We start from the raw sequence: 15,384 nt of genomic DNA, 5'->3' as shown, positions 1-15,384 counted from the left end.
GGGGTCATGCTTCGAAGCCGATTCACACTGAAGGGTTAGATGCCTCGGTCAATCGTACCGCCCCCGAGCCGCCGGCGCGCGCGCCAACCAAGCCGGAGGACGGTGATCCAATCGGCTCGGCTCGCTTATTTCCTCCGCCCAGGTGCCCGACCCGGCCGAACGCTTTGGTAAGGTCAACCTGTCGCGCGGCGAGGCGGGTCTATCGGCCTCGAAGCCGAGATCGCCTTCGTAGGCTTCCTCGAAGACGCGACGGACAACATGCCTCCGGTCGGTTGGGAGGTACCGGCCATACGTGTTCCTGATCATCGGAATGTCGTCCTGAATGGCATCGGCAGCGGCGCTGTAATCGCCTCGCGTCAGCTTGAGGACACCCGTAGCCACGATGTGCCGGCAGGCTTGCGGCGCGAACGGGCGCACGCCCGGAATGCCCGAACCCGTACTCTCCCGCCAAACGAGATGGCGGCCCGTGATGAGAAGGAACCGGTCGGCTATGTGATCGGCGGTCATGCGCCCGGGATCAATCGCCGGCGGAACTCCCCCTTCCGGCCTCACGACCATGCGCTCGCGCCTAACGACCTGGCCGACTTTGTTCCGGTGCGGGACAAGGACGAAGAGCGCCGGCGTACGAAGCGCGAGATGCTTGGCCGGCCCGGCCAACAGTAGGGGCCGCCCCCAGGCGATGTAATCCTCGATGGCATCGTACAGGCCCTCCACGTCGAGGAGTTCCTCGTCGAAATCCCGCCAGCCGTCGTGGCCGACCCGAAAATACGGAGATTCCCAATTCTTGAAGTCGAGTCGCGAGATGCAAAGCCGCCACCGGCCCTCCTCCTGTCGCAAGTGGCCGGTCCCTTCCGATGGATGGTCGATCAGCGAGAGGGTTTCGGGGCGCAACGGATATTGCGCGACGATGCCGCCCAGGACTTGGTCCCTGAGTGCGTAAGCGCCGGCCAGCGTGTTCGATGCGGTTGCCTCCCGCACGATCCGCAGCTCGGAGTTCAGCTTCCGAAGGGCAGAGAGGGGGTTCGGAAACTTCAGGATGGGCAGCACCGCCTCGTGGCTGTTGCGTCCGCGGGCGACGAACTGTTCGTGCGCCCGGACCAGCCGGCGGCACGCCCGGTTGGCGTCGGCGCAGGCCCCGGCCCAATCGGCGCGCACTCGGTCGATGTCCTCGGCCGTGGCGATGCCGTCGACCGGTCTCAGCCGCGCGGCCAGTTCCGGACGTTGGGTCAGCCATCCGGTCTCGGGCTTGAGCAAGGCCTTGACGAAATGGATGCCGGTGATGTCGGCGCCGGTGATGTAGGCGCCCCGCGCCGGATCGAACTTCGCGTTACGCTCACTGCGGAAGCGGAGGAACAGGCCGCTGAGCTTGCCCGAGAAAACCAGATAGGCGAGGCTGAGGTCGGCAACCGGAAGTGCGCCGGGCCGCTGCTCGTGGGTCAGGAAACCGAACAGGCTGGACAGGTGCGACTTAACGATCTCCTGCGTTCCGCGCCTCCAACGCTTGCCTTCGCGTTCGTCTGTCAGCCGCTCAAGCGCCGCCTCTCCCTTGAAGCGAACGAGATCGCTCCATTCCTCCTGCAGCTCACGCGGCCAGAGCGACAGGCGATAGGGTTGACCAGCGGTGCGTTCGACCACGCGGTCGCGCCGAACCTGTTCCTCGCGGAGCCGGTCACAAAGGTCCCCAATCAGGGTGTCGCGCGCTGACTGCTCCATCGTCGCGATGTCGTTGGGCAGCTGGACAAGCAACCTCTTCCGCTGCGCCGATCTGGCCGGAAAGTCGGGGGGTAGCGTGACGTTCCGGGGTATGGAACCCTTCCCGCTCCTTCGAAACCGCACCCTCGACGCGAGGCTGCCCTCGGGCAGGTTGCAGAGCCTTTCGAGGGCCGCGACGAGATGCATGGACCGCTGCGAGGGGCCGCACATGCCGTTCATCCAGTTGCTCAGGCTGCCTTCGTTCATGCCGATCGTGGCCGCAGCCGTGCGCCGGGGCTGGCCCGCCTTGGTGAGGGCGCGACGCAACGCTCCGCCGAAGTCGTCCGGCAGGTCGGCGTCGGCCTCGTTGACGGCCAGGAACCTGAGGCACCACGACAACTCGGCGCGCAGGCTCCCGCCGGCCGTATCAGGATCATGGAGCAGACCCTCGATAGACTCCCGCGCTGCGGACCGGTCGCCGTAAACTTTTGACACGCATCCGAGTGCCCAACGCAGGTTCGCCAACGCCTTCTTGCGCCCCTGGAGATCCATGTCCGTCCGCGCCCGCAGGTTGCGCTCGCGTTCGGCCAAGGCCTTCTGTTTGAAGCGGCCCAGCGTGATGACGTCGAGTCCCCGAACGACGGTCAGACCGATCTCGGACGCCATTGCCTCGACCGCGAGCCGGGCAACGCAGCCGACGGCCTGGATTTCCTGGTTGAGCCCCGTCTCGCGCCGGACCTGGGTCCACCAGATGTCGTCGGGCCGCTTGTGATGCGCGGGCACGCCCCGTCCCTCGGCCACGAGCCGTAGTTGATAGGCCTTCAGAACCTCCGCCTGGGCGGCCCTTCCGATCCCGCCGCTCTTCCACAGCCGCGACCGGGTACGCGGCCGCCCGCCGGCACCTGGCTTGGAGAGCTTGGGAGTTTGCGCCATCCGGTTCGGTCTCCTGACAGGTCGATCTTGGCGCGACTGGCCGCCGTGTCGCGTGCCGTTTACGGCTCGGAGGTCCGCCCAGCGTGCCGTCAAGACGCCGCCGCCCTATCCGTAAACTGCTGGCAGTGCCGGCTCGCAAGAGTCAACGTATTTCTTGCAAAACAACCGGTATTGGCAACATTTTTTCAGCTGAGACCGGCCTTTTATAAGCCGATATACGACGCTTTAGCCTGACTGAAGGATTAGATGCGTTATCCTATACTTTGATTTATCGACAAACATATAAACTCAGCAAAATCAAAGATTTAAATCGAGGAGCCTACGCGCGTCGTGCTGAAAGAGAGGAGATCCGATCCTTGGCAAGCGACGCCCGAGCGCAATGCTCGGGCGTCGCGGGCCGACCCATCGGGCTGCCCCCATGCCTAACCAAACCTGACCTCGCCTAGCCGAGCCCTTGCCTTGCCGTGACCTGCGCCAGGAAGCGGCCGAACCGCGGCCGCCAATCGCCCAAGCCGACACGATGTCCGGCCAAGGCGATAAATTCCCCGATGTCCCGCGGGTTCAGGACGTCGGGAAGGTAGTCGGCCTCGAAGGCCAATCTCCATCCGGCCGGGAAGCGTGGCCGGGTCCGCATGATCCGTCGCGGCCCGATTGCGACGGGAACGCGGAGCCGGAACCGGGCGTCGCACCTAAGCGTCTCCAGGTCGCGCGGGCCGTCGTAGTCCAGGGTCGGCGTCTCCGGCACGAGGAAGCCGGCGCGGACCGATCTCGCGGCCCGCTTCAGCTTGGCCGCCTCGGCGACCATGGCCTCGATCGCCTCGGCCGGCACGCAGGGCTTGCCGGACAAGGCCCACAGACCACCCGTCCATTCGAGCTCATCGATCCGTGCGATGTCCGCCTCGGTGCGAACGCGCTTGCGTGTGATCGCCGCGATCTCCTGCGCGACGGGGTCCAGGGGATCCACCATCCGCCCGGACCGCATGAGCAGCGGTGCCGTGCCCGTCAGTTCGATCGTCAGCCGCTCGTGTCGCAATGGCATCTCCATAGGCCGGGACGGTGGTCAGGCGGCGACCGGGAACGAGGTCTCGGACGTCCTGCGGCGGCCCGACCGGTCTGCGGGCGTAACGGCGACGGCGCAGCTCGTCCGTCACCACCCGGTGGCAGGGTCTGCACAGTAACGTCAGGTCCGAGGGATGCTCGCGTCCGAAGCGGAGGTAGGTTCGATGGTGGACCTCCAGCACGGCGTCCGCCGCCCCCGCGTAGCAGACGCGGCACCGGCGTCCCGCCGCCTCGATTTCGGCTAGGCGGGCCGGGCTCGCCTGCCAGGCAAGCGACCTGATGTAGGAGTCGTATGCTGGGCTGATGGGAAAGCCTCCTTCGGGATGGCCCTCGCCGGCAATTCCCTGCCGTCGGCGAGGCTAGGGTTTCGGGCGGGGCACAAGGGGATGCCGGACCTTCGGGTGACGTCTCGGGCCGGATGTCGGCGCGACGGCTAAGACCGCGCGATGACCTGGTCCGGCTCCTGCACAAGGCTTCCGTCCAGCGGCGGCAATCTCACCTTCGCCACAGCCCTGCGCGCGGACCCCATCACCGGACCCTCGCTGTAGACGCCGAGCGTGATGCCGCTGCGCTTGTGGCCGACGACGGCGGCGATCAGGCTGTCGGCAACGTCTGCCTGTTCCAAGCGGGAGATGAACCACCGCCGGAATGAGTGGAAATTTACGAGGGAGCGCCGCACCCCAGGGATGTCGTGGCTGACGCCGACCGAACGTCGGTAATCCGTGAAATGGTTCGAGGCCTTGAAGCTGCGCTCGCGCTTCGAGTTCGGGTCCGTTACAGGCGGCCATTCGGGGAAGAGGTCGTCGCTTGGCGCCTTCCCCGCCGTTCGCCGCGCGATCACCGCCGCGAGGTCCGGATGCACGGGGACGTAGCGCGCGGTCGTCTCCGACTTCTGCGGCTGGAACAGCAGGCAGCGGTTCGCGGTATCGCACACCCTAAGCCGGACGATGGCGTCGAGACGGGCGCCGGTCAGCGCGCCGATCATCATCAGGTCCGACATGTGCGGCGTCGCCGGCCCCAGGAGCAGCCGTGCCAGTTCTCCATTCGAGAAGGGCCGCTCTTTCTGGTCGTGGGGCTTCTTCGGTCCCTTCACCACGACGCCGGCGAACACGTTGGTCTTCGCCGCATCCGTCCGCTGCACCAGGTACTGCCAGTACGACGACAGCCGACCGATGTACTTGTTGAGCGTCACGTGATCGAGACCGGTCATCTCCTTCAGCGCATCGGCGAAGGCATAGGCCCTCTTCCCGTCGATCCTCTCGACCGACGGGGGGATTCCATCCCTCGCGCACCACTGAAGGATGAGCTTGAGGGCGCGTTCGTCGTCGGACTTCGTACGCCGTGTCACGAACAGCTGCGCCAGATAGGCCTCATGGTGGAGGTCTATCGGAGTCGCGCGTCCATAGGCGACGTCGGAAAAGAGGTCGGCTTTCCGGGCCTGCTCGGGCCGTTCCTGCTCCTGCTCGAACGGACCGTCCTCGGGGTCCTCGACCGTGATCCACCGGGCATCCTTCCAACGGATCTCGGCCTGCCGCTCGTAGACGGCGTCGGTGAAGGCGCGCCACTCCTCCGGCGTTCCCTGCTCCCGCAGCCGTCCGGCGACCTTGCCGAGTTCAAGCGCGACGTTGAGGTCGGATCTGCTGGGGCCGCGGGACGCGTCCAGCGCATCCTGGATCTGCCTCTTGAACCGCTCGACGTGCTGCCGCTTGAGGACGTTCGCGACCGAGAGACTGTCGGTGCCAAGGTTGTGCTTCAGCCGGCCGGTGCCGAGCGCCTTGCGGGCCTCCTTCGGAACGGCGACGCTGACGCGCCAGGTCGTGCCGTGGAGTTCGAGATAGGCCTTCTTGGGATCTGGCTGGCGAGGCAAGGTTAGATCCGGAGCTACGGGAGGATAAGTCCCACGTTCGTCCCAGGATGCGTCCCGAAATCCTTCGGGCCTCCAAAGACTTCCATAACCGCAATGGGTTAATCGAACGTGGGTTCGAGCCCGCTCAGCTCCACCAGGTAGTCCCGCAAAAAAGTTGGCGTCGTTCTCCGTAACAATTTGCTTCGTGCCGGTAGACGCCTTCAACGGCCGCATCCCGTCTCTGCGCGCAGGAATTGCGTCAACAATTCGGGTCGACGGGCCGGCAAAACTCGATAATCTCAGAAGACGGGCCAGATTTTCTGCTAGGCCGGCACGAGATCGTGCGAGAGCGTTTCGTTCATATCGAGAGATAGTTCGAAATGAAATGTCGCTCAAGGTACTCGACAGCTAGGCCCGGTATTGGAATTCTGATGGTTTAGCGAACCTCAGGTCTTTCGCTTAGTGACCTATCGAGTATGATTATCGGGCTGTAAGTGGCCTTACGGTTTCGCGGTGATCTCCGTCGTCGAATGGCAACAACAGTGCTCTGACGTTGACGCAAAATACTTGTCCGGGCGTGGATGTGAAAGGCTTTCTTGGATTCCCTTTCTGGCAGGTAGATCAGGACACGATTGATCCGGCGGCAACGATGGGCGGCTTTGCGCCGAAAACAGAAGTTGGCAGCCTGCCCGGAAGCAAGATCCTCCGCCTTCGACCCGAGCTAGTCGTAATTCACGGCCCCCACCACGCCGGGAAGCAGTCGTTCGCCCCGCCGCCGTTCCGGCAGAATTGCGCCCATTTCCTTCATCCGACCGGCACGGACGGTTGCTCAGTCCCGCGGCCGTGGCACCACCTTGCCCAGGATGCGCCCAAGCTGGTCGGCCGAATACGGCTTGTGCAACAACTCGAAGCCGTGCAGCCCGTCCTGAGCCAGCACATGGCTGTAGCCAGACGTCAACAGGATCGGCAGATGCGGCAGCCGGTGCTGGAGTGCCTTGGCCAGCGCGATGCCGCCCATGCCGGGCATGACCACGTCGGAGAATACCAGGTCGAAGCTGGCGCCATCGGTGCCGAGCTTCTCCAGCGCCTCCTCGGCGTTGGCGGCCCAGGTCGTCCTGTAGCCGATATCCTCCAGGATCTGGGTGGCGAAGCGGCCGACCTCGACATTGTCCTCGACGATGAGCACACACTGGCCCTCGCCGCTCGGAAAGCTCCCATCGTCGGGAAGGGCTGCCGACGGTTCGCAGGCATCCCCTATGATCTTCGGCAGGTAGAGCGTGAAGGTGGTGCCGCGGCCGGGCTCGCTCTCGACCTCGACGTCGCCGCCAGACTGCTTGGCGAAGCCGAAGACCTGGCTGAGCCCGAGCCCGGTTCCCTTGCCGATCTCCTTCGTTGTGAAGAACGGCTCGAAGATGCGGGCGACCTGGTCGGGCGCGATCCCGCTGCCGGTGTCGGTGAGGGAGACGCACGCGAACCGGCCGGGCGCGGCGGCATGCCCGCGGATCGGCGGCAGGTTGCCGGTATGGTCCAGGCGCAACGTCAGCGTGCCCGCGCCGTCCATAGCGTCCCGGGCGTTCACCGCCATGTTGACGAGCGCAGTCTCGAACTGGCTCACGTCTGCCATCACGATGCACGGCTCGTCCGGGATCTCGGTCACGACGCGGATCCGAGCGCCGGTGACGGTGTCGAGCATGTCGGCGACGCCGCGAAGCCTTTCGCCGACGTTGAACATCTCCGGCTTTAGGGTTTGGCGTCGCGCGAAGGCGAGGAGCTGGCCGGTGAGCTTCGCCGCCCGGTCGACCGTGTCGGAGACCGCGTCCATGTAGCGGGTGCGGCGGTCCTCGGGCAGGTCCGGCCGGCGCAGGAAGTCGACGGACGAGCGGATGATGGTCAGGAGGTTGTTGAAGTCGTGCGCCACGCCGCCGGTCAACTGCCCGACCGCTTCCAGCTTCTGCGACTGGCGCAACGCCTCCTCCGCCCGCACCAGCGCGGCAGCCTGCTCGTGCTCGACCGTCGTGTGCCGGCCCGTCGCGTAGATCTGGCCGTCCTCGAACGCCCCCGTCCAGGCGAACCGGCGATAGGTCCCGTCCCTGTGCCTGAGGCGGTATTCGTAAGGCTCGACGAGCGGCGCCGTCATGATGCGGCCGAGGGCGGCCCGCGTCGGCTCCAGATCGTCCGGGTGAGTGAGCCCGGCGAAGCCCTGCCCAACGAGGTCGGAGCCCTCCCAGCCGAGCAAGTCCGTCCAGGCCGCGTTCACCGCCAGCAGCGTCCCCTGCGCGTCAGCGATGGCCAGGAGATCCGGCGAGAGCCGCCAAGCCCGATCCAGGGCGCGCGCCCGGTCGGCGACCCGGGCTTCCAGCGTCAGGTTGAGTTCCCGCAGCGCGACCGTGGCCTGCTCCGCGACCCGGCGCGCGTCGAGCATCTCCCGCTCGTAGCGCCGACGGTCCGAGGCGTTGAAGACGGTGATCCGGATGAAGCGCACGCCGCCCGCCTCGTCCTTGCGGACGACGGCGTTGACGAGGACCGGCAGCGTCGTGCCGTCCGCGCGCACGAGGTCGAGGGCGACCTCGGCGAAGAAGCCCTGCATCCGCAGCATCGGCGCGAAATGGGTCTCGTAATAGACCTTGCCGGCGATGTTCAGGAGGTCGAGGAAGCGGCGTCCGACGAGTTCGTCCGCCAGGTGACCCAGCCAGGTCGAGAGCGTCCGGTTGACCTTGGAGATGCGTCCGTTCGGCAGGGCGGAGGCGTAGCCGCAGGGCGCGTTCTCGAACAGGTCCTCCAGGTCGTCCACGTCCGGCACCGGAAGGGTGGCGGCCGTCTCATCCACGGCTCGGTCCTCGAAGGAAAGCCTGGATGGCCGCGATGGTCTCCGCAGGCGCGCTCAGGTTGGGGCAATGGCCCGTCGCGTCGAGCAGCGCGAGCTCGCTGTTCGCCAGGTGCCGGTGCACGTAGGCGCCGACCTCCTGTGGTGCGATCACGTCCTCGGAGCTCTGGATGACGAGACAGCGCGCCTCTACGCCCGCGAGATCGGCGCGGTTGTCGGCGAGGAAGGTCGTGCGGGCGAAGCGCTTCGCGATGTCCGGGTCGGTGCGGCAGAAGCTGTTGGTCAGCTCCTCACCGAGTTCGGGCCGGTCGGCGTTCCCCATGATCGCCGGCGCCATCGCCTGGGACCACCCCATGTGGTTCGTGTCGAGGAAGTCGAGCAGCTCGTCGATCTGCGGGCGGGTGAAGCCGCCGACGTAGCCGTCGTCGTCGAGATAGCGCGGCGAGGGGCAGACCAGGACGAGGCTGTCGAACAGCTGCGGGGCTTTCTTCGCGGCGAGGATGCCGATCATGGCGCTTACCGAATGGCCGACGAACACGCCACCGGTCACCGACAGGCCGCGGCAGAGCGCGACCACGTCGTCGGCATAGCCGTCGAGAGAGGCGTACCTGTCGGCGTCGTAGGCGGCCAAGTCCGATCCGCCGGCCCCGATATGGTCGAACAGGATCGTGCGGTAGCGCTCCTCGAAGGCCGGAGCCACGAAGCGCCACATGTTCTGGTCGCAGCCGAAGCCATGCGCGAAGACCATGGCGGTCGCACCGGCGCCAGCCTGCCTCACGTTGTGTCGCCGAACGACGGACAAGCCCGCACTCCTAGAAGGCTGGCGGTCTAGCATGCATCCGCGAGCAGCGCTCGCTCAACCCGCCGGCCCTGCTGACGCGGCAGCCTTCAGGTGTGCAGTGATCGGCCTGTCCCTTTCGAAACCGGATCGCGATCATCTCGCAGCCAGCGCTCGCTATTCAGCGAACGTGCGCTCGTCTGCTATCGCTCCGAAAGCACCCAAGCGGAAATCCAACGAAACCACGCCGCTCAGCCTCCCTCCAGGGAGTAAGAGCACACGCTGTCTTTCACTGGAATGAGCGCAAAGCTGCCGATGGACCCATCCTACTCAACCATGCTGGCGCATCAGCTTTCACTGTAAATTCGGTTTCATTCTCTGATCGGTGCTGTAGGAAAATTGTCCATAATTTGCTCAGATGTCATTGGAAATTTGGTGGTCAGCAAAGTTAAATGCGGATTTCCGAAGCGATTAGCTGTTTTTTTGCAGTATTAGGGAAAACCCGACGCAGACAGGTTCGATCTCGACGATCCTCACTACCAGCGGCGTCGCGCTACCGGCTCCATAGCCGTTCGAACTTCTTGCCGCGATCGTTTTGGATGTGGTCGTCGCGCGAGCGGTCCGGTCCTCGTGCCGTTCGCGACGCCGCCTCGGTCGGCGACGCCTGCGAACGGGGGTATTTCCCTCAAGCTCCCTGAAGCGCTTCGGCCCGGGCCGGCAACGTCCAGTTCGGCCTGATGAAGTGGCAGGTGTACCCATCGGGACGTCGCTCCAGATAGTCCTGGTGCTCCGGCTCGGCCTCCCAGAACGGCCCCGACGGCACGACCTCCGTGACCACCTTTCCGGGCCAGAGGCCTGAGGCGTCGACATCGGCGATGGTGGCCTCGGCAACCCGGCGCTGTTCGTCGTCAGTGTAGTAGATCGCCGAACGGTAGCTCAGACCGCGGTCGTTGCCCTGGCGATTCGGAGTGGTCGGGTCGTGGATCTGGAAGAAGAACTCCAGCATCCGCCGGAAGCTCGTGCGCTCCGGGTCATATGTGATCTCGATCGCCTCGGCATGGGTGCCGTGGTTACGGTAGGTCGCATTCGGCACGTCGCCGCCGGTATAGCCGACGCGGCTCGACACCACACCCTCCTGGCGCCGGATCAGATCCTGCATGCCCCAGAAGCATCCTCCGGCGAGAATAGCTCGCTCGTTGCTCATCATCCGTCCTCCTTCGGGTCGAAACCGAGTAGTCGTTCCCGATAGATAGGAACTCGGCCGCCGCTGCGGAATTCGGGCGCGTGCTACAAAGCGACGCCCGACGGGATCGGATCATACGGCCGGCGTCCCGGGAGGGCCCGAACGGCATCGCCCTGGGGAGACGGCGACGCGTCAAGGAAGGCGGGGCGGTCACACGGCGTCGATCGTCAGACGACCATTCCGAGGGCCTGCATGTAGAGTTCCAGAATGGCCTCTTCCTCCTGGCGCTCGGCGTGATCCTTCTTGCGCAGACGCAGGATGGTGCGGACGGCCTTCACGTCGAAGCCGCGGCCCTTCAGCTCGGCCATGACTTCCTTGATGTCGCCGGCAATCGCAGCCTTTTCCTCTTCCAGGCGCTCGATGCGCTCGATGAACTGGCGCAGTTCGTCGGCGGCAACGCCCTCGGAGGAGGAGACGTCCTGGCCGGCGGGGCTGACGTGGGCGTTCATGACTGGGGCTCCGTGCGGTTGCGGTCTGATGGGGGCGGCCTTAGGCCGGGGCGGGACGAGAGTCGATGATCGGTCGGTCCGGACGGCCATCGGCGAAGGGTGTGGTGCGCTCGAGAGGCGTTGGTATCGGCTCGGGCTTACCGGGCCGTGAACCCGAAGCTGTGCGGCCCGAGAGGGCGCCATGCCGCGCGTGCGCCGCGCAACACGCCGAGCGACGACGATCACTTGCGCTCGCGCGCTTCGTCGAATCGCTCCGACCCGGACCGAAACGGGCGGGACAATCGGCGGGGGGCATTGATCGGCCCGGCGCAGCCGATGCATTCATTTCACCGAGGCGCTGACCGAGCCTTCGGCGGACCGGGCGCTCGGGCGTCGAGGGATGAATGGTGACCCGGATCCTGATCACCGGCGTTGGCGGGTTCGTCGGCCGCCATGCCCTGCGAGCCTTGGCGGGGGCTCGCGCGCCGGGCGATGCGATTGCCGGGCTCGGGCTCCACGTACCGGAGAACGCTCCCGAGGGCGTGAGCCTGGCCGCGATCGATCTTCTCGACGGCGCCACGCTGTCACGCTTCTTCGCAGCGTTCGCGCCGACGCACGTGCTGCATCTCGCCGGCCTGTCATCCGTCGGGCAGGCTGGCGGCGCGCCTGCGGAGACTTGGCGGGTCAACCTTCTGGGAGTTCTCAATGTCGCCGAGGCGATGGTCGCCGGGGCACCCGGCTCGACGTTCCTGTTCGCGAGCTCCGGCGAGGTCTACGGCCGCGCCTTCCTCGCGGGCGAAGCGCTCGACGAGACGGTCGTTCCGCAACCGGCCAACACCTATGCCCGCACCAAGCTCGCGGCGGAGGGACTGCTCGCCGACGTGCTGCCCGCGGCGGGGATCCGGCTGGTGACGCTGCGGCCGTTCAACCATATCGGACCGGGGCAGGACGAGCGCTTCGTCGTCCCCTCATTCGCCGGACAGATCGCCCGGATCGAGGCCGGGCTTTCCGAGCCGGTTTTGGATGTCGGCGACTTGACGGCGCGACGCGATTTTCTGGACGTCGGCGATGTCGTCGCGGCGTATGCCGCGGTGATCCGCGGATCGGACAGCCTGGAGCCGCGCTCCGTCTTCAACGTCGGCTCGGGTCGCGCCCGGCCGATCTCCGACCTGCTCAACGGCCTGCGCGAGCAGGCTCGGGTGCCGTTCGAGATCCGCGTCGCGGCCGACCGGCTGCGACCGTCGGAGATTCCCACCGCGAGCGGCGATGCCTCGGCGCTCACCCGTGCCACGGGCTGGAAGCCGCGCATCGCACTGGCAGAGTCCCTGACGCGTATTCTCGACGATGCCCGTGCGCGGGTACGGCCGTGACGCGCGATCGCTGATCGGACCCCGCTACAGGCGCACGTCGCCTCGGCCGACCGCTGCATAAGTCGCCGGATCGAGTGGCCGGTACTGCCCATCGCGATCGATGTAGAGGGCATCGCCGATGCGCTCCGGATCGAAGCCTTCGGCGGCGAGCACGGCCTTCTTCTGCTTGAACGTCTCGGTATGCGCGAAATCCTGGACGATCCGGAGGAAGACCGGACGCGCGTAAGCCGGTAGCCCTTCCGCCAGGGCGGCGTGCAACGCATCGATGTCGAAGCTCGCGCCGGTCGTCAGCGCGGCCATGCCGGCCTTGCCTTCGGAACCGGGCACGGCGACGCCGTAGACGCTGGCTTCCAGCACGCCCGGGCAATGGCCGAGCACTTCGGCGACCTCGGTGGTCGCGACGTTCTCGCCCTTCCAGCGGAAGGTGTCGCCGATCCGATCGACGAAATAGAAGAAGCCCTGAGCATCCTTCCGCATCAGGTCGCCGGTGCGCATCCAGGCATCGCCCGGTTGGAGCGCGTCGCGAACGATCTTGCGGCTGGTCTCCTCGGCGCTGGTGTAGCCCTCGAAGCTGTGTTCGGCCTTCGCCGACAGCCGGCCGAGCAGCTCGCCGGGCTCGTCCGGATCGGCCGGCACGCAGCGGCCGGCGGCATCGCGCAGCGGCAGCCCGGTCTCGACGTCGTGCCGCACGATCAGGGCCGGTGAGCGCCGCGCCATGAAGGGCGGCACGCGTCCGACCGCGCCGAGCCTACCCTCGACGTTGTAGAGCGAGACCGTGCCCTCGGTGGCCGCATAGAATTCGAGGATGCGGGGAATCGCGAAGCGCTCGCGGAACCGCTCCCAGACGTCGGGCCGCATTCCGTTGCCGGTGCAGAGCCGCAGGGCGTGCCGGCGCTCGAACGGGTCCGGCGGTGCCACGGTGAGGTAGCGGCAGAGTTCGCCGATATACTGAAACACCGTCGCGCCGGTCTCGGTGACGTCGCGCCAGAAGGCGCTCGCCGAGAATTTTGGGCGGATCACCACGGAGCCGCCGCCGATGAGCACGCTGCCGGGTGCCACGACGCCGCCGACCGAGTGGTAGAGCGGCAGGCAATTGTACATCCGGTCGTCCGCGCCGGCATCGATCAATCCGGCGAACCAGTGCGTCCACATCATGATGCGGTGGTGGCTTACCCGCGCGGCCTTGGGCAGGCCGGTGGTGCCGGAGGTGAAGATCAGCAGAGCTTCGTCGCGCACCGTGACGGCCGGTCCCTCTCCTGCCTGCAGCGGAGCCTCGGAGTAGCCGGCGGCGGCCTCGGCCAACGACGGTCCTCCGGCACCGGGCCCCTGCCAGACGATGTCGGGCTGCTTCGCCAGATGCGGCTGCGCGCTCGCGACGGCCTCGGCGAGATCGGCCTCCAGGATGAGAAGCCGGGGGGCCGCGACGTCGATGCAATGGGCGAGGCTGCGATCCCGCAGGTTGGTGTTGAGCAGCGCCACCCGGACGCCGACGCGGGTGAGGCCCAGCCAGATCGCCAGGAAATCGGGCCGGTTGGTCATCAGCAGGGCGACGGTTTCGCCCTTGACCAGCCCCCGGGCGAGCGCCCAGCGGGCGTAGCGGTTCTGGCGCGCTGCGAGATCACGGTGGCTCAGCGTCTCGTCCGTGCCGATGAGGGCCGGGGCGGTGCCGTGGCGGGTGGCCAGTTCGTCGATGACGCGGGGGAAAATGCGTTCCGGCTGCGCATCGATGCGCGCGGTCCGTTCGAGCGCGCCGATCCAGCCCGAGGTCGAGGAGGGCCGCTGCGACGGTGGGGGGAGAGGGGAGGCGGCCATGAATCTGCGTTGTTGGAGGATCAGGCTTCGGACGGTTTCAGACCGTATCGCGTGCATCAGTCGATCGGCGAAGACTCTCTCTTCCCCGTATGGTTGCGCCCGATATGAAGCTGTTCCGAAGCCGTTTGGCTCTCTTTATCTCCCACCCGGAACCTCACCTCGAGGTGCCCGCGTCAGCGGGCCTCGAAGGGTTCTCCAAGGGATCGCGTCGGGACCAGGAAGACCCCCGTGCGGCCTCCGCTACGCTCCGGAACCTCAGGGTGAGGGCGTGGGTGGGATATCGAATCAAATCCGTACAGGCCCCGTAGCTCCGATGGGGTAGGAGAAGAACTGCGCCACCTGACCCAATCAACCGGATGTCGTGTCAAACCGCGCAGAGCTCCGCGCCGACAGTCCGGCGCAGGGCGACTTGCGCGATCCAGTTGCGAAAGAGCTGTACCGCCGGCTCCTGCCACGATGGCACCCTTGGCGGGGCAGCCGCGAGGCTCGGGAACCGGGTGAACAGCTCGGGCTCGCGCCGCGCCTGCGCTTCCGCCGCGAAGGCGTTGAGGCGAGCTACGGCCTCCGCGGAAAAATAGTTCTCCGGCAGCGGCGGATGAGTGTCACGGCTGCCGTCCAGGAACCGACCGACGTCGCGGCGGTACTCGCGGGCGAGGCTGTCGGGCGCGTATTCCGGGTGGCCCTGCAGGAACACGAACAGGCTGCCGGTCTCGCGCACGAACAGGTCGACCCCGATCTCGGCCGAGCGTCGCAGCACCGTGTAGCCACGGGCGACGAGATCGGCTTCCGCCAGGTCGTTCCAGCGGGAATGCGGCACCGCGACGGTGTCCGGCATGCCGGCGAGGAGCGGATGCGGAACGGCCGCGCAGGCGTAGACGCCGGAATGCTTTGCGGGCAGCGGCCTGCGCCGGATGCCGTCGAGATGCAGGACCGCCGCGTGAGAGGCGAGACAGGAGAACAGGGTCGAGACGGTGTTGGCCGCGGCCCAATCCACCACCGCGCCGAGCGGTGCGAAGAACGGCTCGTCGTCGAGGTTTTGGGCCTTCGGCTCGCATCCGGTGACGACGAGGGCATCGAGCCGCGCCGCCGCGAGTGCTTCGTGCGGCGCGTAATGCGCATCGATATGGGCGCGGACGATGGGTCCGCGCGGAAGGTCGCGGAAGACGAACGGTGCGAGCACCGCATCCTGGCCGATGAGTTGCCGGAACTGCCGCTCGGTCTGGACGAAGGCCGCGTCAGGCATGTTGTTCAGGAGGCCGATCCGCAGCGGCCGCTCGATGCGCGGCCATGAGGGCATGACCGGCGTCGCTTCGGAGCCGTCCCATCCTGTGGAGGGAGCGGGGCTGGGATGTCCGTGATCCAGCATTGCGAAGAACTCCTGGCTAATCGCCGCGCAGAC

At 66.7% G+C, this 15,384-nt stretch carries 10 protein-coding genes; 1 reads left to right on the top strand and 9 read right to left on the bottom strand.

Going from position 1 to position 15,384, the window contains the following annotated elements:
* Nucleotides 1–48: 48 nt before the first annotated feature.
* From MHA02_RS01110 to MHA02_RS01080, 7 genes are all read right to left on the bottom strand, one after another.
* On the bottom strand, nt 49–2,625 hold the full coding sequence (locus tag MHA02_RS01110) for a hypothetical protein (RefSeq protein WP_147076119.1): 2,577 nt from the start codon (nt 2,623–2,625) through the stop codon (nt 49–51).
* Between the two features lie 442 nt (nt 2,626–3,067).
* Entirely contained in the window at nt 3,068–3,664 is a 597-nt protein-coding gene (locus MHA02_RS01105; protein ID WP_210245044.1) for a hypothetical protein, read from the bottom strand.
* Between the two features lie 453 nt (nt 3,665–4,117).
* On the bottom strand, nt 4,118–5,551 hold the full coding sequence (locus MHA02_RS01100) for a site-specific integrase (protein WP_147076117.1): 1,434 nt from the start codon (nt 5,549–5,551) through the stop codon (nt 4,118–4,120).
* Nucleotides 5,552–6,359: 808 nt separating this feature from the next.
* Nucleotides 6,360–8,321, bottom strand: a complete 1,962-nt coding sequence (locus MHA02_RS01095; protein WP_147076156.1) for a PAS domain S-box protein — start codon at nt 8,319–8,321, stop codon at nt 6,360–6,362.
* A 28-nt stretch (nt 8,322–8,349) separates the two neighbouring features.
* Nucleotides 8,350–9,156, bottom strand: coding sequence for an alpha/beta fold hydrolase (locus MHA02_RS01090; RefSeq protein WP_147076116.1), 807 nt, complete (start codon nt 9,154–9,156; stop codon nt 8,350–8,352).
* 661 nt (nt 9,157–9,817) lie between these two features.
* Nucleotides 9,818–10,336, bottom strand: coding sequence for a peptide-methionine (S)-S-oxide reductase MsrA (gene msrA / locus MHA02_RS01085; RefSeq protein WP_147076155.1), 519 nt, complete (start codon nt 10,334–10,336; stop codon nt 9,818–9,820).
* 206 nt (nt 10,337–10,542) lie between these two features.
* A complete protein-coding gene (locus MHA02_RS01080) occupies nt 10,543–10,824 on the bottom strand; it encodes a DUF2312 domain-containing protein (protein ID WP_147076115.1) in 282 nt (93 codons plus the stop codon).
* A 383-nt stretch (nt 10,825–11,207) separates the two neighbouring features.
* On the opposite strand from MHA02_RS01080, the gene MHA02_RS01075 reads away from it, so the two are divergent.
* On the top strand, nt 11,208–12,173 hold the full coding sequence (locus tag MHA02_RS01075; protein ID WP_238180174.1) for an NAD-dependent epimerase/dehydratase family protein: 966 nt from the start codon (nt 11,208–11,210) through the stop codon (nt 12,171–12,173).
* Between the two features lie 24 nt (nt 12,174–12,197).
* Here MHA02_RS01075 and MHA02_RS01070 read toward each other — a convergent pair whose 3' ends face one another.
* Nucleotides 12,198–13,985, bottom strand: a complete 1,788-nt coding sequence (locus MHA02_RS01070; protein WP_147076114.1) for a long-chain-acyl-CoA synthetase — start codon at nt 13,983–13,985, stop codon at nt 12,198–12,200.
* Nucleotides 13,986–14,349: 364 nt separating this feature from the next.
* Complete coding sequence (metA, locus tag MHA02_RS01065) at nt 14,350–15,282, bottom strand: homoserine O-succinyltransferase MetA (protein ID WP_238180173.1); 933 nt, start codon at nt 15,280–15,282, stop codon at nt 14,350–14,352.
* Nucleotides 15,283–15,384: the final 102 nt, after the last annotated feature.

It is taken from the genome of Methylobacterium haplocladii, from assembly GCF_007992175.1.
Taxonomy (GTDB): domain Bacteria; phylum Pseudomonadota; class Alphaproteobacteria; order Rhizobiales; family Beijerinckiaceae; genus Methylobacterium; species Methylobacterium haplocladii.
The sequence above is the reverse complement of the archived record's forward strand: the minus strand, read 5'-3'. Positions and strand labels throughout refer to the sequence as shown.

Bases quoted from the DNA above. Each gene is read 5' to 3' on its own strand.
- MHA02_RS01110 (WP_147076119.1), bottom strand. From the start codon at position 2,625: ATGGCGCAAACTCCCAAGCTCTCCAAGCCAGGTGCCGGCGGGCGGCCG.
- MHA02_RS01105 (WP_210245044.1), bottom strand. From the start codon at position 3,664: ATGCCATTGCGACACGAGCGGCTGACGATCGAACTGACGGGCACGGCA.
- msrA (WP_147076155.1), bottom strand. From the start codon at position 10,336: ATGAGCAACGAGCGAGCTATTCTCGCCGGAGGATGCTTCTGGGGCATG.
- MHA02_RS01080 (WP_147076115.1), bottom strand. From the start codon at position 10,824: ATGAACGCCCACGTCAGCCCCGCCGGCCAGGACGTCTCCTCCTCCGAG.
- MHA02_RS01075 (WP_238180174.1), top strand. From the start codon at position 11,208: ATGGTGACCCGGATCCTGATCACCGGCGTTGGCGGGTTCGTCGGCCGC.
- MHA02_RS01070 (WP_147076114.1), bottom strand. From the start codon at position 13,985: ATGGCCGCCTCCCCTCTCCCCCCACCGTCGCAGCGGCCCTCCTCGACC.
- metA (WP_238180173.1), bottom strand. From the start codon at position 15,282: ATGCCCTCATGGCCGCGCATCGAGCGGCCGCTGCGGATCGGCCTCCTG.